Raw genomic sequence first — 21,045 nt, 5'->3', positions numbered from 1 at the left:
CCGGTGGGCGAGCAAGGAGCGCATCGGCCTATCAAGTGGGAGGAGAGACCATGTCCGAGATTGAACTGCGGAGTGTGGGCAAGAGCTACGGCAGCCTGTCGGTGCTCGATGATATTTCGCTGGACATGGGCAGCGGCGAATTCGTGGTCCTGGTCGGCCCGTCCGGCTGCGGGAAGTCGACGCTGCTGCGGATGATTGCTGGGCTGGAAGACATCAGCGCCGGCGAAATCACCATCGGTGGCCGCATCGTCAACGACATGCCGGCCAAGGAGCGCGACCTTGCGATGGTGTTCCAGAGCTACGCGCTCTATCCGCACATGAAGGTCGCCGACAACATGAGCTTCGCGCTGAAGCTTGCGGGCGTTTCGAAGACCGAGATCAATCGTCGCGTCAACGAGGCCGCCGATATTCTAGGGCTCGAGCATCTGCTCGAACGGCTTCCGCGCGAGCTGTCGGGCGGCCAGCGTCAGCGCGTGGCCATGGGGCGCGCCATCGTCCGCGATCCCCGCGCCTTCCTCTTCGACGAGCCGCTTTCCAACCTCGACGCCAAACTCCGGGTGAAGATGCGCGGCGAGATCAAGAAGCTGCACCAGCGCCTGGGCAAGACGACCATCTATGTCACCCACGACCAGACGGAAGCCATGACCATGGCCGACAAGATCGTGGTTCTGAACGGCGGCAAGATCGAGCAGATGGGGCCACCGCTGGACCTCTACAGAAATCCTCAGAACCTGTTCGTCGCCAGTTTCATCGGATCGCCCGAGATCAACTTGCATCGCGGCGAGATCGACGGCCAGATGCTGCGGCTTGCCGATGGCGCCCGTCTGCCGTTGCCGCCCGGTCATGGGCTCGCAGAGGGTCGCAAGGTGGTCTATGGGATACGTCCGCAGCATATCCATCCTGCCGACAGCGGCATCGCCGCCGAGGTCGTGCTGGTCGAGCCGACCGGGGAGGCGCAGGAGGTGATGCTGCGGGTTGGGGCCACCGATTTCACCATGGTTCTCGGCGAAAGCGCGCTGTTGCAATCGGGCGCAAACGTGACGATCGGCTTCGACACCGCCAACTTGCTACTGTTCGACGACAAGACGGGCGGACGCATCCAATGAGCGAATTTGCCAGAAAACACTGGGACCCGAGCGCCGAAGGCCCTCTCGAAGGGATTAGGGTTCTCGACCTTTCGCGTCTGGTCGCCGGCAACATGCTGTCGCTGCAGCTTGCCGATTTCGGCGCCGACGTGATCAAGATCGAACCGCCGGCCGGCGACCCGCTGCGCGAGTGGAAAGACGAAGGGCTGTCGCTGTTCTGGAAGACCTACGGGCGCAACAAACGTTCGGTGGTCCTCAACCTGCGCGAAACGGCTGACCGCGAGGCGCTCTGGGCGCTGGTGGCGAGTGCCGACGTCCTCATCGAGAATTTTCGCCCGGGTACCTTGGAGCAAATGGGTTTTGGCCCGGAGGCGCTCTTGGCGCGCAATCCCGATCTCGTCGTCGTGCGCATTTCCGGCTTCGGCCAGACCGGGCCCTATGCGGCATTTCCCGGCTTCGGAACCATCGTCGAAGGCATGAGCGGCTATGCGTACCGCACCGGCTTTCCCGATCGGGAGCCTGTCTTGCCGCCGCTGGCGCTCGCCGACATGATCGCCGGTGTCTACGGCATGTCGGCGACGATGACGGCGCTCTTTGCGCGCCAACAGGGCAGGGCGCGCGGGCAGGTCATCGACCTGTCGCTGCTGGAGCCGATCTTTTCCGTGCTTGGCCCCGAGGCCGGTATCTATGCGCTCAACGGCACGGTCAAGGAGCGCATCGGCAGCGCCTCGAACACCGCCTGCCCGCGCAACGTCTACCGATGCGCCGATGGCAAATACGTCGCGCTCTCCGGTTCGACGCCGGCCGTCGCCCGGCGGATATTCGAGATCATCGGCCGCGCCGACATGAACGACGATCCACGCTTCCGCTCCAACAGCGAGCGCCTCAAACACCGCGATCTGGTTGATGAGGCGATCGGCGCCTGGTTTGCCGTCCGTTCTCATGACGAAGCGCTTGCCATCATGCGCGACAGTGGCGCAACGGTCGGGCCAATCTACAATATTGCCGACGCCACTGACGACGCGCATTTCGCCGAGCGCGAGGTCATCGTGTCGCTGGACGATGCGGAGCACGGGGCGCTGCCGATGCACAATATCGTGCCGCGCATGTCCGAAACACCGGGGCGCTTCCGGCGCCCGGCGCCGGCGCTTGGGGAGCATACGGCCGAGGTGCTGGCAGAGGTGGAGCTTTCCCCGGCGACGGTCGCTGCGGTCGTTGCAGCGACTGCCCGATAAGGCTGCGACACGACTGCATAATTCCTTTAGTCGGAATCGACTTAAGGATAAAATTATGCAGCAAGTTCAAAGTGCTACAGCGTCCTTTGCGCGTCATATTTGACGCGCGGCGCTGTAGGCGGGCTGAAGGTCGCCTCGAAAGACGAGATGGATTTTGTTGCCATCGGGATCGCGCAGATATGCGCCGTAGTAGCCGTCTCCATAATGCGGGCGTGGACCGGGAGCGCCCTCGTCCGTACCGCCGGCAGCGAGGCCCGCAGCGTAGGCTCGGTCGACCGCCGCAGAAGCCGGCGCGAGAAAGGCGACCATGCTGCCGTTTCCGACGCTGGCGGGTTTCCTGTCGAACGGTTCATAGACGTAAAAGCGGGGCAATGCCTGACCCGGCGCGATCCAGCAGGACGATGCCGGCCCGCCATCGGGAGAAACTGGCCGCTGGACGAGGCCGAGAGGTTCGAGAACGGCGTCATAGAAGAGGGTGGCGCGGCCGAGGTCGCTGCAGCCGACCGTGACGTGGCTGAACATGCTCATGCCCTGCCGACCGTTGGCGCATCACCCGCCAGTATCCCGCCCGCAAGGTCCAGATCGACGTTCCGGCCGGATAGCGTGACGGCAAATGTTCTGCCTTCGAGCGGTATCTTGCCGGCGAGCACGGCCGCCAACGCCACGGCGCTTCCCGGCTCTAGTGCGAGGCCGAATTCGCTGAAGGCGACGCGCATCGCCTCCTTTGCCTCGTCATCCGTGACAGCGAACGTGCCGGCCAAATCAGGCTTGATGATCTCGAAGGGGATCTCTGCCATATAGAGCCCGCTGATGGCATCGCAGATCGAATGGCCGCCTGGTGCCAGGTTGATGCGGTTGCCGGCGGCGAGCGATTTTGCCATCTTCTCGAAACCGACGGCCTCGACGCCATAGACCTTGGTGGCCGGAGACATCTTGCTCAGGCCCAGCAGGCAACCGGCGGTCAGTCCACCACCGGAGCAGCAGGTAAGCAGCACGTCGATCCGGGCGTTCAGCTTTGCGGCTTGCTTGGCCATTTCAAGCGCGACGGTGCCGGCGCCGGCAACCACCCAGAAATCGTCGGCCGGCGGAATAAGCACCCGATTCTCGCGTTCGGTGATTTTGGCGGCAACGTCGGCGAGGTCCTTCATCGGAACCATGACGACGCGTGCCCCATAGGCCGCGATCCGTTCGACCTTTGCCGCCGGTGCGGTCTCAGGTACGACAACCACGGCTGATGTGCCCATCAGGCCGGCGCAATAGGCAATCGCAAGGCCGTGATTTCCGGAAGAGCGGGCAACGACGCCACGGCGCCGCTCGTCGTCGGTCAGCGACCCGACCCTGTTGACCGCCCCACGCAGCTTGAACGAACCGGTGACCTGCAAGTTTTCAGCCTTGAGCAGCAACCGGCCTCCATATTTCCGGTTGAGGTAGGACGATTCCAGCAGCGGCGTCTCGATGCAGTAGCTGCCGATCAGCCGAGCGGCGGCTTCGACGTCTTGCAACGTCGGCAAGGAAGGTGCGGAGGAGGCGGGAAAGGTCATGAGATGATCCGGTGCTGCAATTTGATTTACAAATGCACCGATGGCATAAGAGTGCAATTGATATATTGCCCTCGGAGCATTTGAGATGCTGGATTACCGCGCCGTCGCCGACGCCGTTGCCGCCGAGATCGCCTCCGGAAAACTGCCGGCCGGTGCGCGACTTCAGCCGCAGCGAGCCTTTGCCTATCAAAGAGGAATAGCGGTCTCGACCGCGAGCCGCGTCTATGCCGAACTTGTCCGCCGCGGTCTGGTTGTCGGCGAAGTCGGGCGCGGAACCTTCGTCAGGACACCGGACCGGCCGCAGTCCACGCGGATCAGCGAGATCGCCGACGCGCCGATCGATTTGCAACTGGCGACGTCGGGTTCCCTGGAGCAGGCGGCCCTGATGGCGCCGGCGTTCGAGAGCCTGGCCAACCCGGCAGTGCTCCTTGGCGCCATGGACGCTCTCGGTCCCTTCGGGCCAAAGGGAGCAGGCGCGATCGTTTCGCACTACCTCGGGCACGATCACTGGACCCCCAGGCCCGATGGCATCCTCTTTGCCGGTGGTGGGCGTCAGGCGATCGCGTGCGTGATGGCGGCCCTTTGCAAGCCCGGCGATCGCGTCGGCGTCGAGCCGCTGACCTACCCTTCGATCATCCGTATGGCGGCGCGGCTCGGCTTGCAGCTCGTGGCACTTGAGGTCGACAATGACGGTGTCGATATCGCGGCCCTTGCCAGGGCGCATCGCACCAAGCCGCTTGACGCGATCTACATCCAGCCGACGATCCATAACCCGCTCGGCTTCTCGATGTCGCACGCGCGGCGGGCTGCTCTCGCCGAAGTGCTTGAAGAGACCGGGATCTTCTGCATCGAGGACGCGGCCTTTGCCTTCCTTTCCGACGCGACACCGCTTGCGGCCTATGCGCCGGAGCAGGTCATCTATGTTAACAGCATGCAAAAGCGACTTGGGCCGGGCATCGGTGTCGGGTTGGTCGTCGCGCCGCCGTCGACCAAGGATCGCATTGCCGCTGTGATGCGCGCCGGTGGCTGGATGGCGTCGTCGTTATCCATGCGCCTGGTGTTATCGTGGATCTCGGACGGCACAGCCGCCCGTATCACCAGCCTGAAGCGGAAGGACGCGGGCGATCGGCAGTTGCTGGCGGCGCGAATCCTCGGCCGCGCGCCGCCGCCGGCAGGTAGCAACGCGTTTTATGTCTGGCTCGAACTCCCCGAGGCATGGAATGCCGAGGCGTTCGTATCGGCCGCCGCTTTGCAAGGTGTCGCCATCACGCCTGCTGGCGTGTTTGGTGCCATCCCAGGGCGTGCGCCAAACGCGGTGCGGGTCGCGATCTCCGCTCCGCCGCTCAAGGACCTGGAGCGCGGGCTTCACGTGATCCGATCCCTGCTGGCCTCCGTCCCCGGCGACGCTGAGATCGAATGACGGAGAATTGACGCAACCGGCCGCAGGGCCGTGCGCGCTTCATCCAGGCATCATCGGTCCCTCAGCGAACCGTGATCCCGCTGACACCACCGCTCCCACCATGACGAAATGCGGCTCGCGTCAGCCGACAAACAGCGCGCGCAGCCGGGCAAACAGGCCGCTGCGTTCGCCAGTCAGAATTGACCGGACGAGCTTAGCTGCCGTCTCGGCGTTCACCGTTGCACCGAAGTGGCAATAGCAGATCACGCCGTGTAGCTGCCAGTCGCGTAGTTCGAAGAACCGGAGCGCCTCGCCGTAGGTGTCGTCTTCCATGCCGGCGGCACGCAGCATGGGGTCGTCGAATGCCACGGAGATTGGCGAGCCGTCGTTGCGCAGGGTATCGCGCACGGTGGCCGGCTGGTGCTCGGTTTCATAGAGCGTCGCCAGATGTCGGGTCGGGCTCTGCTCAAGAAGCGCCGCCCAGCGCTCAAGACGTTCCCTGCGAGACATGCTCAGCGGCCGATAGTCCGGTTCGATCTGTGCAAAGACCTGCAATTGCTCGCGTGTATGGTGCTTCATTGTCGCCTCCATTTGGACGATTGATGCTCTGCGCCAGCCCATTTTTCCCTGTGGGAAAGCGTGACTCTTGTTGGGTGCGAAGTCCAATCACGATGACGCTTTGCCCTGCGCTTCCAAGCCGACGCCGCGGCAAATCATCCACAGGCAACGCGCCTGCTCCCGGCTGAAGATCCAGATTTTGACATCTTGTGGGATCACTCAAATTGCATTGTGACGGAGGCATTCATGAAAACGAAAGCGCGCGATCGCGAACTCATCGACGTGATGAGACGATACTTTGTGGCAAAGGCTGAACTCACCGCGCTGCGTGCGTTGCTGGAGCAGGCCAGGCGCGTCACCGGCGAGGACATCGGCAGCTTTTACGATCCGCGCACCAATACCAGCCACGCCGATCACATCCTGCGCTCCCATGCGCTCAACGCCGAGATGCGTTCGCTGATGGATCGAGCCGAAGCCTGGGGGAAGCAAGAGGTTGCGGTGCTGGCAAGAGATGTCGTGACAGGAGATCAGGAGTCCGAACCGTTGCCAGCGGATGAGCCGGCCGCATCTGATCCGGATTGAAATTGGATTGAGGGCAGGACGGCGCCGTCGGTTCATGCCTTGCGATCCGCACGTGTGCCTGCTGTTGCCCGCGCCAGGCACCCAAGCCTCGCCTGGGTGGCCCTCGATGATATCGCAAAAAGCGCTCACCGCACTCAATTGGTCCTTATCGTCTCCTGCCGCGCGCCGTTCTCGACGATCACTCAATCAGCGTCGATCGGATGATGCGTGCCGCTGTTGTCGCGCTGACGGTGGTTCCGAAGTGACAATAGCAGATGACCTCGTGCAGTTGAGCGTCGCTCAGTTCGAAGAACCGCTTTGCTTCGCCGTAAGTGTCGCTCTGCAATCCGGCGGAGCGCAGCGCCGCATCCGCGAACGCGACCGAGATCGGCGAATTGTCGCTGCGCAACATGGCGCGGACCTCGACGGGCCTGTACTCGGTTTCGAAGATTGTTGAGAGAAGCTGCTGCGGTATCAGCTCGAGACGTTCCGCCCAGCGTTCAAGACGTTGATTGCGAGACATGCTTGCTGGCCGCAGGTCCTGTTCAACCTGCGCAACGGCCAGCAGTTGCTCGCGCGTTCGGTGCTTCATTGTCGCCTCCATTCAGACGATAGATGCTTTGCGCCAGCCCTTTTTTTTGTCGTGACTCCACAAGGCTGCGAAGTCCAATCACGATGGCGTTTCTCAGGCGCAAGCGTCATGCCGGTGCAGGCTGGTACGAGGTCACGACCCCTTGTCCTTCGGCGATGCCCAGCTGATCTCCGTGCGAGTTCAACGGATCGTGAGGTCAGGGGTGGTTCCGCAGCAGATCTGAAGAGCGGAGCGAAGTGCCAATCCCGGTGCACACGGCACTTGTGTCATTCGAAGAGGTTTTTCAGTCTTTGCGGGGTCGTTTGGAATAAAGTCTGCAATTGAAAGTAGAATAAGCTGCAAATGCTCGGGGAATATCTGTCGGTAAACTATCACAGGTTTCGACTATCGATGTAAATTCCTGGTTGAATTCTGGAAGCCCTTGATACAAACTCTGTCGAGCAATCGTTTGTCCAAAGTGCTTCCCGACTATCGCCCGAAAGGCTTAGACGCTGCCGTTGAGTTTTTCTGCGCGGGGGACGCTGATCAATATTGGCGCAACCGCCTAAAGGTACAAATGGCTTTCTTTTTGCAAACCTTTGGCGGTCTGAAGCTTGTTGATCCGGAAGGACGACAGGTCGCCTATCCCGAAAAAGGTTTGTTACTTCTCGCTTATTTGCTGACGACCAGAGAAGGAGCCGAACACCGGACGGCGATGGCCGCATTCCTGTGGGGCAACGAAGACAGTGCCGTTTCTCTCGTGAACATGCGCAAGATGATCTCGAGGATCAGGCTCCGCCAGAAGGAACTCGGAGTGCAGTTCCTGTCCTTTACTGACAGTATGATCCTGGTTGATCGAGTATCCCTATTGTCGGATATGGTTTGGACCATCGATGGGGACGTTGCCGAGCCTTTGGCCCAGCTCGGCAACCTTGCGACGCTGATGCATCGCTCTTTCCTTGGGCAGGTCGGCTGTCAGAGCGGTGAATTTTATGGCTGGGTTGCCGAGCAGAAGGACCGCCAAAACGCTCTACTCAAGGCTTTGTTGAGAAAGGCGTCGCGCTCGGCGCGGTCGGAGGAAGATGCCGAAGTTCTGAAGGACGCGGGGATCCTGCTGCTCGGAGTCGAACACGCGGATTCGGACACGCTGCAATTGCTTGTCGAAGTCTTTCACGCCGAAGATCAAGTCGATCATCTCAGCAAGATTGTCGAGAGGCGAAGCCGTGCGCTTGCACGCGGCGTCGATCTCGTGAACGCTACGGCGAACAGAAGCATGCGGGAAACGGCGCCGGGCGCCGGGGTGAACGCTCGTCCCGCGAGCATGTCGGAACTCGGCTCCCAGGCCGGATCTGCAGAGGTCCGCCAACAGACGGTTCCTCGTCTGGTGCTGCTGCCCCCGAGCGACCACGCCGGGCACCCGGACAGCCGTTTCATCGCAAACGCCTTGATCGAGGACATCACGATCGGATTTTGCGCCTTCAACAGCCTTCAGGTGATTGCGCATCATTCTGCCGTCCAGATAGGTCATCAGTTCGAGGGCCGGACCGATTTCTTCGAGCGTCATTCTCTCAGCTATATCCTCGATAGCCGGTTCAACAATCACGATCGCGACGGCACGTTGTTCGTTCAGCTCGTCTTCTTTCCTGACAACGAGGTTGTGTGGGCGGAACGGTTCAGTCTGAACCATCCGGACCTTGTCGGTACCCGACACGTGATCGCGCGAAACATCGCGCTTTCGGTTTCAAGCGAGATCGAACGGCATGAGGCGGCGCGCATCTATCGCGAACTGAACCCGGCTGCGTATCATAGTTATCTCGTTGGAAGGCGACACTTGAACCGGCTCACGCTTCCGGATCTGCGGCGCGCGCGCAAGGAGATGAAGGCCGCGCTGCATGCGAGCGCCGATTTTGCGCCGGCTCTGAGTTCGATCGCCAGGACCTACTCCAAGGAATGGCTGCTGACGGCACGTGGCGATATCGAACTGCTGAAGTCGGCCGAGGTGTTCGCGATGCGTGCCATCGATGCCCGTCGGAATCTGGCTGACGGCTATCGCGAGTTCGGCGTGGCCAAGCTGCTGCAGGGGGGCTTCGATGAAAGCGCCGAAGCGATGGAGCTGGCCGAGACGCTTGGTCCCCACCACGCGGATATCATCGCCGACCATGCCGATACTCTCGTGCATTGTTCACTTCCCGGCAAGGCGTTGCAAAAGATCGAACGCGCGATCGAGCTCAATCCTTTGAGCCCGGACTCCTATCTTTGGACCGCTGCGGGAGCGAACTACGCGCTCAGCGAATTCGAGACCTCGCTCGACTTCATCGGGCGGATGGCCGATCCGAGCCTGGCGGACAGGCTGTCGGCTGCAAACTGGGCCATGTTGGGCCAGCGGGACAAGGCGCGTGTCTTCGTTCGCCGAGTGCGCGAAGCCAACCCCAATTTCGATCTGGACACATGGCTTGCCGCCGTTCCCAGCAAGGAACAATGGCACAAGGACCTCTATCGAGAAGGCTTGAAGAGGGCGGGATTTTAAACCGGGCAAATCCATAGCAAGAGGGGAAAACGGATGGCCAAAGTTGTTGTCATAGGTATCGAAGGCGAAGAGGGTCTTTGGGTTGTCGATCTGGATGCTCGCAGCGTCGAGCCACTTGAAGCACCGAAGGCAGGCGGACTGAAGACAGTTGCCGATTTGCGCGCGGCAGGGGTGAGCGTGATCAAGGGTGCGGACGTGGCGTTGGTCGTCAAGTCGGCCGCCGCCGCATCATCGGGGCACTACGAGGGGTAGGGCGTCAGAACGTCATTGTAGCGATTTTGAATAGACCCTGAGCCTCGCGGCCTGTTCGTAGCCGCTTGCCTTGTAATATTCTGCAGCGGCGCCCTGACCTTGCGACAAAAGCCATGCGCTCGAGAAACCGGCGTTCCGGGCTTCAGCCTCGAGCAGTTTGAGCAGCTGTTTCCCAATGCCTCTGGCCTGGTGAGATGGAAGCACCGCGATCTCAGGTATATACAGGCCTCGGCCTGAAGCCGACGTATGAGGAAGGCCGATGGCAAACCCATACAACCTGCCATCCTCGAGTGCCCCGACGCCGAGCCAGCCCGGAGTGGTCGACAACTCGCCCATGCGCGCCGCCGCCCTGTCAAACGTCCACTCCTCATTCCAAGGCGGCTCACTATATGCCTTGACGATAATGGTAGCCGCCTGCAACGCGTGGTCCTGATTTATCCGCTGGAAGATGACCGGCATCCAAGCTCCGCTGCGTAACGTGCTGTTAAGGCAGAAATCACAGTCACTCAGTATTCCAATCGCGGGCCGAGAACAACTCTACGGTATCGCTGGTCGTAATCGAAACGCACTGATTGAAGCGCGAATGCTGCCGGCAAGTTTTGCATTCGGAATGGATCGGTCATGATTTTGGTCTACCGACCTTCGCGGTCCTGCTTCGCTGACGCTATCGATGAAAGCAGTGCAAAAACGCGGAAGGCCGATGCGAGGCGCAGGTCCCCGAACTGCAACAACCCGAGGCATCCGGCGGATGGCCAGCAAAAGAAGCAAGAAAGCCGGCGAGGTGCCGGCTTTCTCTGGATGTGAAGGCGATCATGCCGTCTGGAGCACAGCGGCCGGTTCCGGGTCCTCTATGGACTTGCCGGCATTGTAGACGGTCTCATCGAGAATGCCTTCGCGTTTGGAAACGATCGTCGGCACCAGTGCCTGACCGGCGACGTTGACGGCGGTGCGGCCCATGTCGAGGATCGGGTCGATGGCAAGCAGCAGGCCCACACCCTCGAGCGGAAGGCCAAGCGTCGATAAGGTGAGCGTTAGCATGACTGTCGCCCCGGTCAGGCCGGCGGTCGCTGCCGAGCCGAGCACGGAGACGAAGATGATCAGCACATATTCCTGCAGCCCAAGCGGCACGCCGAAGAACTGGGCGATGAAAATCGCCGAGATCGCCGGGTAGATCGCAGCGCAACCATCCATCTTGGTCGTTGCACCGAGCGGGACTGCAAAGGCCGCAAACTCGCGCGGCACGCCGAGGCTCTTTTCCGTCACGGTTTCGGTGACGGGCAGGGTGCCGACCGAAGAGCGCGACACGAAAGCAAGCTGGATCGCCGGCCAGGCACCGGCGAAGAAGCGCGACGGCTTCAGGCCGTGCGCGATCAGCAGTGCCGGATAGACGACAAAGAGCACGATGGCGAGGCCGATATAGACTGCCGCGGCATACCAGCCGAGCTGCGCGAGCGTTCCCCAGCCATATTGCGCCACGGCGCGGCCGAGCAGGCCGATGGTGCCGATCGGCGTCAGGCGAATGACCCACCACAGGATCTTGCGGACGATGGCGAGAAGCGACTGGTTGAAGGCGAGGAAGGGCTTGGCCGCTTCGCCCGCCTTCAGTGCGGCTGCACCGAAGGCGATGGAAACGACGAGGATCTGCAGCACGTTGAAATTCAGCGATGTGCTGGCGCTTCCGTCCGTCAGCTTGGTGCTTGCCTCAAGGCCCAGCATGTTGGCGGGCACCAGGCCCTTGAGGAAATCAAGCCAGGAGCCGGCATAGGATGGCGCCTTGGCAGCCTCCTGCGACACGGCCGAGCCGATGCCCGGCTGAATGATAAGGCCGAGCGCGATGCCGATGATAACCGCAATGAGCGACGTGATCGCGAACCAGAGGAGCGTCTGCCAGACCAATTTCGCCGCATTCTGGAGCGTCGCCAGATTGGCGATGGACGCGACGATCGCCGTAAAGACGAGCGGTGGGACCAGGGCGCGCAAAAGCTGCACGAAGATGGAGCCGATGGTCTGGAGCGTCACGGTCAGCCAGTTGGGGTTGCCGGCCGCATCGGCACCCATATTTCGGGCGATGAGGCCGAGCAGCAGCCCGATGACCATGGCTGCCAGAACTTGAAAGCCGAACGACAGGAAAAACGGCTTCGACGGGGATTTGGTAGTAGCTTGGGACAAGATTCACACTCGATTGATGGCAGGCGAGGAGCGTTCGCAGAGAGCTTCCGCAACTGGCGCAATCTAGTCAAGCTTGCTGCCTGGGATAAGCAATGCTTTGACACGTGGCCCACCATAGGTGGAATAATTTTCCTGCGCGTAGCGGTCGCCGGTCCGCGCTCTTCCGCGCCGGCACAATCCAGCCGCCGTTCGAATGAGGCGGTTTCGCTGTTTACCGCCAACCCAGTGCGGGAGCGACATTCTTCAGAATAGCTTCGATGACGTGGGCGTTGTAGTCGACGCCGAGCTGATTGGGGACGGTCAAGAGCAGCGTGTCCGCCTCGGCCACGGCTTCGTCGCCGGCGAGTTGCCTGACGAGCACGTCAGGCTCGGCCGCATAGGACCGTCCGAAGATCGCCCTCGTGTTCTCGTCGATGAAGCCGATCGTATCCTGTTCCTTGCCGCTTCGGCCGAAATAAGCGCGGTCGCGATCATCGACGATCGCAAAGATGCTGCGGCTGACGGAAACCCTCGGCGTGCGCGCGTGGCCCGCTTCCTTCCACGCCTGCCGGTAGGCGCGGATCTGTGCGGCCTGCTGGACGTGAAACGGCTCTCCGGTCTCGTCGTCCTTCAGCGTCGAACTCTGCAGGTTCATGCCGAGCTTGGCCGCCCAGACGGCGGTGGCGTTCGAGCTGGATCCCCACCAGATGCGGTCGCGCAACCCTTCGGAATGGGGCTCGAGGCGCAGCAGGCCTGGCGGGTTCGGGAACATCGGGCGCGGGTTCGGCTGGGCGAAACCGTTGCCTTTCAGTGCTTCGAGAAACACTTCGGTGTGGCTGCGGCCCATATCCGCATCCGATGCGCCGTCCTGCGGCTGGTAGCCGAAATATCGCCAGCCGTCGATCACCTGTTCGGGCGACCCGCGGCTGAGGCCGAGCTGCAAACGGGAGCCGGAGATCAGGTCGGCGGCACCGGCGTCTTCGGCCATGTAAAGCGGGTTCTCGTAGCGCATGTCGATGACCGCCGTGCCGAACTCGATGCGCTTCGTCTTGGCACCGACGGCGGCCAGCAGCGGGAACGGGGAAGCCAGCTGCCGGGCAAAGTGGTGGACGCGGAAATAGGCGCCATCAGCGCCGAGCTCCTCGGCGGCAACCGCAAGATCGATGGACTGCAGCAGCGCATCGCCCGCCGAGCGGGTTTGCGACTGGGAGGAGGGGGTCCAATGGCCGAAGGAAAGGAATCCGATTTTCTTCACGAGAGCGCCCTGAGAATGTGTCATTGCTACTCTCCTAGATGGCATAAGACAGGCTCGGGCGACAGGCGTTGAAGGCCGAACGCTGTGTTTCCGATCTGCTCACGTAGAATAGTCACAAACCTGACCTTGGAGCTCTTCACCAAGCCGCCAGGGCGGCGGGCTTCTTCCTGAACTGTCGGCGATAGCTCGCGGGCGAGATCGAGAAGGCCCGGGTGAAATGCTGGCGCAGCGATACCGTGGAGCCGAAGCCGGCCATCTCGGCGATGCGGCCGATCGAGCAGGAGCCGGTTTCCAGCAGGCGCTGCGCGGTCGCCAGCCGTTGGTTGAGACGCCGTTGCGTGAGGTGGTTCCGGTCGCCTTCCTGACATGCCGGGTGAAACTGCACAGGCTCATTCCGGCCCGCGCCGCCAGCCTTTCGAGAGACAGTGGCTCGCCCAGATGCTCGATGGCCCAACCGATCGCTGCGCCGACGCGCGGTCGCCGACATGAACGGCGCCGGTTTGTTATCAGGAGCGCAGTTGGCGGCCGAGACTCTGGGTCGTGGCCGCCAACTGGCAGGTCCTTCATCTCAGCCGGCTTGGAGCGCCATCCTGCGGGAGACCGCGACGAGTGAAGCGCCCAGCAAGGCGGCCAGTGACGCGAACAGGAAGACGCCGGCGGGGCCCTGGAGCTCGACAATGAGGCCGCCGAGGATTGCCCCGGTCGAGATGGCGATCTGGAATGTCGTCAATGTCGCTGCACCCGCACCCTCCGCCTCGTCGCCGGCGGCCCGGCTGATGAAGGACTGGACGCTGACCGGAAGCGCACCGAAGGCGAAGCCCCAGGCTGCCGTGGCAGCGGCGGCAATGGCCGGCAGCATGCCGGCTACGGCGAGCAGGAGTGCCGTGGCGGCGATGCCAACGGCCGCCAGTGTCATGGACAGGCGCGTATTGCGCTCTGCCAGGAAGCCGCCGGCGATATTGCCGAAGAAGCCGCCGATACCGAACGCAAGCAGGATCGCGGTGATCATTTCGACGTCGAAACGCGGCACCTGTTCGAGAAAGGGGCGGATGTAGGTGAAGCCGGCAAAGTGGCCGGTGACCACCAGCAGGATCGTGGCAAGCCCAAGCCGGATCGCCGGGCGTCTCAGCACTCTTGCGATCGTGCCAAGGCCGGTGGTCCCGATCGGCGGCAGGGATGGAACGGTCAGGGCCTGGACGACAAAGGTTATCACCCCGACTGCGGCTGCAAGCAGGAACGCATAACGCCAGCCGAGCGTCGCGCCGATCCAGGCGCCGACGGGTGCGGCGCAAACCGTCGCGATCGAGACGCCTGACATCACGATTGCCATGGCGCGAGGCATCAACCTGCCCGGAACCAGCCGCATGGCCAGCGCCAGCGACATGGCCCAGAAACCGCCGAGCGCAACGCCGAGCAAGACGCGGGCCGCAAGCAGGAACGGAAGGTTCGGTGCGAAGCCCGCCATCAGGCTCGAGACGACCAGCAGGCCAGTCAGGGCCAGAAGAACCGTGCGCCGGTCGAACCGTCCCGTGTAGACAACGATCGCCGGGCCGGCGACCGCCGCGACGACCGCAGTCGTGGTCACCGATTGTCCGGCCGCTCCGACACTGACCCCGAGGTCCGCCGACATCGGGGTCAGCAGGCTTGCCGGCAGAAATTCTGCCGTCACCAGGCCAAAAACCCCGAGCGAAAGGGAAACGACAGCGCCCCAGCGGGCATTGCTCTGCTCATTAGTCGGGGCACCTGATTTCGTCACGACGCCATCCATGTTTTTTATCTCCGCTACTGTTGATGGCGAAGGTAGGCATGACCGTTCGGAGTTTCTATGCTAGAAAATCCAAAAGACTATGCCGTTCGTCCAAACTTGCGGAGCGCCCCATGAGCGATGCATTGACCGAGATTTTGCGCGGGCTGAGGCTCGACGGCGTCGAATACGGGCGTTGCCAACCCTGTGCGCCCTGGGCGACGGCTTACCCGGCGCAGGAGCCCGCACGCTTCCATTTTCTCGCGGCAGGCTCGGCCCATCTTCAGACACCGGATGGCGAATGGATCGAGCTCGCCCAGGGCGATGCGGTGCTATTGCCCAGGGGTGATGCGCATGTGCTTGCCAGCAAGCCGGGCATCCCTGCGGTTTCGATAAGCGACCTGCCGAGGCGGCAGCTGTGCGACGGCATCATCGACGTGCAATGCCCATCGACAGACAGCAAGAACCTCATCTTCTTTGCGGTGATGCGGTTCAATGTCGATCGTCTGCATCCGCTGCTGCAATTGATGCCCGCCGTCATGCGCACCAGCGACCTTGCGTCGAGCGAACCGTCGATCCCGCCGCTGCTCGATGCCATGATGCGGGAAGCAGAAATGCAGCGCGTCGGCTCGGGCGGCATTCTCGCGCGGCTCGCCGATGTGCTCACCGCTACGCTCATTCGAACCTGGGTGGAGCATGGCTGCGGCACGGCGACCGGCTGGCTTGCGGCCGTTCGCAACCCGGAACTCGGACGTGTCCTTGCAGCCATCCATCTCGAACCTGCAAGGGATTGGACAGTGCCCGAACTGGCAAAGCTCATGGGGGCGTCGCGATCGGGTTTCGCCCAGCGTTTTGTCGACACCGTGGGCGAGACGCCGGCCCGCTATGTCGCGCGCATGCGGATGCACCAGGCGCATCAATGGCTGCAGGAAGGGCAGCGGGTGGCCCTTGTCGCGGGCCGCCTCGGCTACGATTCGGAAGCTTCTTTCAGCCGTGCGTTCCGCAAGATCATCGGGGCGCCGCCAAGCCATTATCGAAGCAGGAATTCGGCCCAGAATTCGCGCTTGCCTTCAGCCGGCTCCGCCGCCCTCGGGGAGGTCGGGCATGATCATTGACGGCCGAACCGAATCAAGCATCGCGGGTTGCTGCCATGCGCGTTGACGTCAGCCATCATATCGATGCTTCGGCGCCCGACGCGGAAGGCTTTTACGACTATCACTACGAGTATGACATCTATCGATTTTCGGAAGGGGGAAAGGCCTATGTCGTTCGGTCCTACATTGAGGAGGGAGATCGAGCGGCGATAGTGTCGTGTCTGGATGGCGAGACCAGCCGTCTGCTCGGCCCGGCAGACTTGACCGATCCTCTTCTCATTGAAGCCGTGGCCTATTTGCGCGGGGTGGGCAAGACGACGCTCGACTGGCTCACCGCCGACGGCTATGTGCCGCTGGAGCCGAGGGCAGCGCCGACGCGCGAATGATCAAGGCACGATTGGCTACAGCGCCGCGCATCAAATATGATGCGCGAAGGACGCTGTAACACTTTAAACTTGCTGCATAATTTATCCTTAAATCGATTTCGATTTAAGGAATTATGCAGTCGGCGGCCCCACCTGGCCTCCCGGCATAGACCACTGCCGTCGGCCAGCGGCGGTCAACACAGATGCGACCTAGGCCGCCTGTGGCAGCGGTCCGACATAGAGCGAGCGCGGACGGATCAGGCGACCTCTAAGCGCCTGCTCGCGTGCATGGGCGATCCAGCCGATGGTGCGACCGATGGCGAAGACACCGGTGAAGGCATCTCTCGGGAAGCCCAATGCATCGAGCAACAGTGCCGTATAGAATTCAACATTGACGTCGAGAGGCCGGTCCGGCTTGCGCTCCTTCAGGATCGCCAGTGCTGCCAGCTCGACCGCATTTGCAAGCTTGATGCGTTCGCGATCGACTTGATCGGCGTCGATCAGGGGCCGCAAAGCATACCTCAGCGCATCGGCGCGGGGATCCCGGACGCGGTAAACCCTATGGCCGAAGCCCATCAGGCGTTCGCCCCGATCAAGCGCTTGGTTGAGCCATGCTTTCGCGTTGTCCTGACTTCCTATCGCATCCAGCATGTCCAGCACCGGTCCAGGCGCGCCGCCATGGAGCGGCCCTTTCAGGGCGCCGATCGCGCCGAGTACCGACGAGGTAAGGCCGGCTTTGGTGGAGGCGATCACCCTTGACGCAAAAGTCGAAGCGTTGAGGCCGTGATCCGAAATCGTCACGAGATAGGTATCGAGCGCTTTCACCTTTTCCTTGCTCGGTCTCCCCCCCCCAAGCATAGCGAGAATGTCCGCCGATTGGGAGAGCGATGGCGATGGAGCAACCGGCTCGTCGCCATTCTTCAGGCGCAGGATTGCCGGCAGAAAGACGGCCGGTGCCGCAAGCAGGCCGAGCGCGGCCTCAAGATCGTCACCGTCCGGCAGGCGGGCGGTGAGCGCGCGCATGATGTCCACTGGCGGCAATCCCAGCATATCGTCGTCGATGGCCCGGATGTGCGCGAAGACCTCTGTTCGTGCTTGTCCCAGGCGCCGGCGCAGATTTTCCTTTTCGAGGTTTCCTTCGATCAGGCCGTCGAGCAAGAGGGCCGCGACATCCTCATAGCTGGCGTATTCGGCAAGATGGTCGAGCGACACGCCGCGGATAACCAATCGGCCTGCCTCGCCGTCCACGTCGGAGAGCTGCGTTTCAGCGGCGACGACGTCTTCAAGTCCGTTTTTCATAAGCGTTTCTCCTTTACGCGGGAGAATGGTCCAGCTTAGATGTATTGACGTCAATCTTGATAAATTTGATCAATATGAACGCACTCTGGATAACCGCTGAGGAGGCGCTCAGCCAGCTCGGCACCAAACCGCAGACGCTTTATGCGAATGTGAGCCGCGGGCGCATACGCGCCAAGCCTGATCCGCTCGACTCGCGCCGCAGCCTTTATCACGCCGACGACGTGAGGCGGCTTGCGGAACGGCATGCCGGCCGCCCGCGCACGTCGGCCGTCGCGGCCGAGGCGATCCGCTGGGGCGACCCCGTCTTGCCGACGACGATATCCAGCATTGCCGACGGACGGCTATCCTATCGCGGCCATGATGCGGTCGAGCTCGCCGTCACGGCCGAGCTGGAGGAGGTCGCCGCGCTGCTCTGGCAAACCCAAGTGGTCGCTGTCCACGCCGCCGGCTGCGACTTGGCGGATCGATCGCGGCTGGCGGCGACTTTGATGAGCCTTGCCGCCCGTGTGGCCGAGGACCTGCCCGCTCTTGGTCGTGCGTCGCCTATTTTGAGGATTGAGGCCGCCGATGTGTTGTCGACAGTGGCGGCAGCATTGGCACCGTGGCCGGAACCGCTGCCGCTGCATCGGCGGTTGGCACTCGGATGGGCGCGGCCAGAAGCGACGGAGCCTATCCGAAAGGCGCTGGTGTTGGCGGCGGAGCACGAACTCAATGTTTCCGCGTTTGCGGCGCGCGTGACGGCCTCGTCCGGCGCCGCTCTTTCGGCCGCAGTTCTTTCCGGGCTGGCGACATTGACCGGCCCTCGCCATGGCGGTGCCTGGCTCAGCGTCACGCAGCTTGCAGAGCGGACGAACGCAGTCGGCGCACGCGAGGCGATACGCGGCATGCTGTCCTCTGAAGGGGCTGTTCGCGCCTTCGGCCATCGGCTGTATCCCCACGGTGACCCGCGCGCCAAGGCGATCATGGCAAGTTTCGAGGCTCCGCCGCTCTACGGCCTGTTGGCCGAAGCAGGCGAAGAACTTCTGGGAGAGCCGGTCAATATCGATTTCGCACTGGCGTCGCTCGCGGCCACGTTCCGGCTGCCTGACGAAGCGCCGCTGGTGATCTTTGCGCTTTCGCGTACCGTCGGTTGGCTTGCCCATGCGATGGAGCAGGTGGAGAGCGGCCACATGATCCGTCCGCGAGCGCGTTACTCCGGACAATGAAATAACAGGCGAGCGCACCGTTTGGACGGTCATCTGCCGACGGTCACCCGCTCTACTGGGATGCAGCGCGAATGCGATCGCCATTCCGAACCCTTTACTCTCCAACACTGGGCTCTCGGTTAAATTCCACGGCGCGTCGTCAGCTGGCCGGCGCATGTCATGCATTAGCCGCATGGCGGACATGATTTGCTAATGTTCGCACGGAACTCCATATGTTGCCTAACACCTGACGTCGAACGCGATGCCAGCGCCGCAGCGAGCCTGCCGGGCGCGAAGGAGGCGATATGAACGGGATTCCGAAGACGCTTGAAGAAATGAGCTTGCGCGAGCGGTGCGGCATGCTCGAGACGGTGGCCTGTGCGCTCGATGCCATCGCCGAAGAGGCCGACGATCTGGGCGACACGCGCTTCGCCACCCACTCGAAATGTGTGGCGGGTACGATCCGCGGATACACGGACAACCTTGCAGAACATGATCTCAAGCCGGCCGAGTTGCTCCTCGAATTGGGAATAAATCTTGTGCATCTGTCTTCAACGCGGTCCGGCCGCGCGGCGACCGCTGTCATGAACAGCACTTCGGAGGTGCGCCAGTAGACGTTCTGGGCGGTGCCTTCGTTGGCTTGCAAAGGGCTTTGACAGCGTCAACGAATGCGCGCTGTGCCAACAGTCTTCCTTCGAGGACGGTTTCTGCGTTTCTAGGGCGCCGGTTCGCCGCTCCGGATCGATTGGCGTCCATGCGATGCGAGTGTATCCGCGCGTTCGTTGCCGACTATCCCGGAGTGGCCCTTGCACCATGCGACGGTCAGGAGAGGGGCGCGGGATAGTTGAAGATCGATTGCCATCCAAAGGTCGCGATTGGCTATCGCTCGGCTTCGGGCCTTTGCATTCGGGACGATCTTTCTCCAGCCGTTGTTCTTCCAGATCTGACGCCAGCTGTTGCAGCCCTTGACTGTGTAGGCAGAGTCGGACCAGACGACCGCCGGCTGCCCAGAAGCATTGCTGTTGATCCACAGCGCTGCCTTGAGCAACGCGGTCAGCTCCATTGTGTTGTCGGCGGAGCCTTGCGCGCCACCAAACGCGGCCGCTATTTCCGCGCCATCGTGATAGACGACAAATGCCCATCCGCCTTTGCCGGAGATCGGTTCATGCGAACCATCCGTGAAGACGTGAAGGCCCGGGGAGGAAGGCTGCCCCTCGGCGGTGTTCGTGGGGGAGTTGAGCGTGGTGGAAATGCCGTTCATCTCGCTGGTCTGTCCCTTCCGTGCAACTTTACCCATGTCTGCCAGCCGATCCGGAATGTTGCGCGCTGGCGCTGGCAGCGCTCATAGATACCAGCGCCGGGCGATCGTTATCGGGGCATCGAGGTCAGCGACGATGATGACCCTCCGGTTCAGCCCGTCTCGTGAAGCTTAGGCGCCAGCAGGGCAAAGAGCACGTCCAGCATCACATACATCGGCGCGCGGCCGGTGGGCACGATGAGCGGTCTCGCCGATGTGCGGTAGGCATTGAGATTGATGTTCTCGTCGGCCAGTGAGGCGACGATGGAGCCGCCGGGGGAGATGGCAACGATGCGCGCCCCCGACTTCTTGGCGATCTCGATGTTGGAGATCAGGTAGCTGGTACGACCTGAGAAGGAGAGGACGAACAGCACATCTGAAGGGGACAGGCGGGCGGCCGAGACCATCTGCAAGGTCGGATCGGCATAGGCGACGCTGGCGATCCCGAGAGAGGCCATGCGATGCTGGGCCTCTCCTGCCAGAAAGCCGGATCCACCATAGCCATAGATGTCGATCCGGCGAGCCTTCGCCAGAAGATCGACAGCGCGGCGCAGGGAATCGAGGTCGAGGTCGTGCCGCGCCTCCCGCAATGCCTCTGCCGCGCGATTAAAGATGTCGTCCACCATGCCGGAGAACGGATCGGTTCCGTTTTCGGCGACGGTTGCCGTGGACTGGCGAACGGCAAGCTGCTGGGCGAGCTTCAGACGGAAATCCGGAAATCCGTCGCAATCGAGCCGCCGGCAGAAACGGATGATCGATGGCTCGCTGACCTTGGCGACGCGCGCCGCATCGGTGATCGACCAGGTGATGGCCGTGCTCGGCGTGTCGAGGATCGCTTCCGCGATCCTGCGCTCGGCGGGCGTGAACTGGGCCAGGGATTGCCTGATCAGATCCAGCATGGAACCCGTCGTTCTGACGTCTTGGATGCTC

General features: G+C 62.3%; 22 protein-coding genes. 10 read left to right on the top strand and 12 right to left on the bottom strand.

Going from position 1 to position 21,045, the window contains the following annotated elements; translation table 11 throughout:
- The first annotated feature begins 50 nt into the window (after positions 1 to 50).
- On the top strand, positions 51 to 1,106 hold the full coding sequence (locus BC360_RS19710) for an ABC transporter ATP-binding protein (RefSeq protein WP_065796598.1): 1,056 nt from the start codon (positions 51 to 53) through the stop codon (positions 1,104 to 1,106).
- Positions 1,103 to 2,320: a CaiB/BaiF CoA transferase family protein gene (locus BC360_RS19705; RefSeq protein WP_065796597.1), complete on the top strand. Its 1,218-nt coding sequence runs from the start codon at positions 1,103 to 1,105 to the stop codon at positions 2,318 to 2,320. The genes BC360_RS19710 and BC360_RS19705 overlap by 4 nt, the downstream gene beginning before the upstream one ends.
- A 93-nt stretch (positions 2,321 to 2,413) precedes the next feature.
- Here the strand turns inward: BC360_RS19705 and BC360_RS19700 are convergent, their stop codons facing one another.
- Entirely contained in the window at positions 2,414 to 2,842 is a 429-nt protein-coding gene (locus BC360_RS19700) for a VOC family protein (protein WP_065796596.1), read from the bottom strand.
- A gap of 2 nt (positions 2,843 to 2,844) precedes the next feature.
- Positions 2,845 to 3,861: a threonine/serine dehydratase gene (locus tag BC360_RS19695; RefSeq protein ID WP_065796595.1), complete on the bottom strand. Its 1,017-nt coding sequence runs from the start codon at positions 3,859 to 3,861 to the stop codon at positions 2,845 to 2,847.
- An 85-nt stretch (positions 3,862 to 3,946) separates the two neighbouring features.
- Here BC360_RS19695 and BC360_RS19690 point away from each other — a divergent pair, with 85 nt between their 5' ends.
- The gene (locus tag BC360_RS19690) at positions 3,947 to 5,281 is read left to right on the top strand and encodes a PLP-dependent aminotransferase family protein (protein WP_065796594.1); all 1,335 of its coding nucleotides are present in this window, start codon (positions 3,947 to 3,949) and stop codon (positions 5,279 to 5,281) included.
- A 120-nt stretch (positions 5,282 to 5,401) separates the two neighbouring features.
- On the opposite strand, the gene BC360_RS19685 is transcribed toward BC360_RS19690, so the two are convergent.
- On the bottom strand, positions 5,402 to 5,839 hold the full coding sequence (locus tag BC360_RS19685) for a hypothetical protein (RefSeq protein ID WP_065785280.1): 438 nt from the start codon (positions 5,837 to 5,839) through the stop codon (positions 5,402 to 5,404).
- Between the two features lie 225 nt (positions 5,840 to 6,064).
- Between BC360_RS19685 and BC360_RS19680 the strand changes: the two genes are divergently transcribed.
- On the top strand, positions 6,065 to 6,400 hold the full coding sequence (locus BC360_RS19680) for a hypothetical protein (RefSeq protein ID WP_065785096.1): 336 nt from the start codon (positions 6,065 to 6,067) through the stop codon (positions 6,398 to 6,400).
- A 178-nt stretch (positions 6,401 to 6,578) separates the two neighbouring features.
- On the opposite strand, the gene BC360_RS19675 is transcribed toward BC360_RS19680, so the two are convergent.
- Positions 6,579 to 6,971: a hypothetical protein gene (locus BC360_RS19675; RefSeq protein ID WP_065796593.1), complete on the bottom strand. Its 393-nt coding sequence runs from the start codon at positions 6,969 to 6,971 to the stop codon at positions 6,579 to 6,581.
- A gap of 556 nt (positions 6,972 to 7,527) precedes the next feature.
- Between BC360_RS19675 and BC360_RS19670 the strand changes: the two genes are divergently transcribed.
- Both BC360_RS19670 and BC360_RS19665 read left to right on the top strand, forming a co-directional pair.
- Complete coding sequence (locus BC360_RS19670) at positions 7,528 to 9,477, top strand: hypothetical protein (RefSeq protein WP_065796592.1); 1,950 nt, start codon at positions 7,528 to 7,530, stop codon at positions 9,475 to 9,477.
- 33 nt (positions 9,478 to 9,510) lie between these two features.
- Entirely contained in the window at positions 9,511 to 9,729 is a 219-nt protein-coding gene (locus BC360_RS19665) for a hypothetical protein (protein WP_065785093.1), read from the top strand.
- A gap of 12 nt (positions 9,730 to 9,741) precedes the next feature.
- Here the strand turns inward: BC360_RS19665 and BC360_RS19660 are convergent, their stop codons facing one another.
- The 5 genes from BC360_RS19660 to BC360_RS19640 form a co-directional block, all read right to left on the bottom strand.
- The gene (locus tag BC360_RS19660; protein WP_065796591.1) at positions 9,742 to 10,188 is read right to left on the bottom strand and encodes a GNAT family N-acetyltransferase; all 447 of its coding nucleotides are present in this window, start codon (positions 10,186 to 10,188) and stop codon (positions 9,742 to 9,744) included.
- Between the two features lie 351 nt (positions 10,189 to 10,539).
- On the bottom strand, positions 10,540 to 11,898 hold the full coding sequence (locus BC360_RS19655) for a dicarboxylate/amino acid:cation symporter (protein WP_065785091.1): 1,359 nt from the start codon (positions 11,896 to 11,898) through the stop codon (positions 10,540 to 10,542).
- 211 nt (positions 11,899 to 12,109) lie between these two features.
- On the bottom strand, positions 12,110 to 13,132 hold the full coding sequence (locus BC360_RS19650; RefSeq protein WP_065796746.1) for an LLM class flavin-dependent oxidoreductase: 1,023 nt from the start codon (positions 13,130 to 13,132) through the stop codon (positions 12,110 to 12,112).
- Between the two features lie 136 nt (positions 13,133 to 13,268).
- Complete coding sequence (locus BC360_RS32550; protein WP_065785090.1) at positions 13,269 to 13,517, bottom strand: helix-turn-helix domain-containing protein; 249 nt, start codon at positions 13,515 to 13,517, stop codon at positions 13,269 to 13,271.
- Between the two features lie 183 nt (positions 13,518 to 13,700).
- Complete coding sequence (locus BC360_RS19640; protein WP_065796590.1) at positions 13,701 to 14,900, bottom strand: MFS transporter; 1,200 nt, start codon at positions 14,898 to 14,900, stop codon at positions 13,701 to 13,703.
- Positions 14,901 to 15,010: 110 nt separating this feature from the next.
- Between BC360_RS19640 and BC360_RS19635 the strand changes: the two genes are divergently transcribed.
- Positions 15,011 to 15,991 carry an AraC family transcriptional regulator gene (locus BC360_RS19635; protein WP_065785088.1) on the top strand — a complete coding sequence of 327 codons (981 nt, stop codon included), beginning with the start codon at positions 15,011 to 15,013 and terminating at the stop codon, positions 15,989 to 15,991.
- A 35-nt stretch (positions 15,992 to 16,026) separates the two neighbouring features.
- Positions 16,027 to 16,356, top strand: a complete 330-nt coding sequence (locus tag BC360_RS19630) for a hypothetical protein (protein ID WP_065793356.1) — start codon at positions 16,027 to 16,029, stop codon at positions 16,354 to 16,356.
- 189 nt (positions 16,357 to 16,545) lie between these two features.
- Here BC360_RS19630 and BC360_RS19625 read toward each other — a convergent pair whose 3' ends face one another.
- A complete protein-coding gene (locus tag BC360_RS19625; RefSeq protein WP_065796589.1) occupies positions 16,546 to 17,634 on the bottom strand; it encodes a citrate synthase/methylcitrate synthase in 1,089 nt (362 codons plus the stop codon).
- Between the two features lie 74 nt (positions 17,635 to 17,708).
- On the opposite strand from BC360_RS19625, the gene BC360_RS19620 reads away from it, so the two are divergent.
- Entirely contained in the window at positions 17,709 to 18,839 is a 1,131-nt protein-coding gene (locus tag BC360_RS19620) for a citrate synthase (RefSeq protein WP_065785277.1), read from the top strand.
- A gap of 284 nt (positions 18,840 to 19,123) precedes the next feature.
- Complete coding sequence (locus BC360_RS19615) at positions 19,124 to 19,432, top strand: hypothetical protein (protein ID WP_065796588.1); 309 nt, start codon at positions 19,124 to 19,126, stop codon at positions 19,430 to 19,432.
- Positions 19,433 to 19,533: 101 nt separating this feature from the next.
- On the opposite strand, the gene BC360_RS19610 is transcribed toward BC360_RS19615, so the two are convergent.
- Entirely contained in the window at positions 19,534 to 20,079 is a 546-nt protein-coding gene (locus BC360_RS19610; RefSeq protein WP_065796587.1) for a ribonuclease H family protein, read from the bottom strand.
- Between the two features lie 149 nt (positions 20,080 to 20,228).
- Positions 20,229 to 21,014, bottom strand: a complete 786-nt coding sequence (locus tag BC360_RS19605; RefSeq protein ID WP_083222657.1) for a MurR/RpiR family transcriptional regulator — start codon at positions 21,012 to 21,014, stop codon at positions 20,229 to 20,231.
- Positions 21,015 to 21,045: the final 31 nt, after the last annotated feature.

The sequence above is a fragment of the Ensifer sp. LC163 genome (genome assembly GCF_001695855.1).
GTDB lineage: Bacteria > Pseudomonadota > Alphaproteobacteria > Rhizobiales > Rhizobiaceae > Ensifer.
The sequence above is the reverse complement of the archived record's forward strand: the minus strand, read 5'-3'. Positions and strand labels throughout refer to the sequence as shown.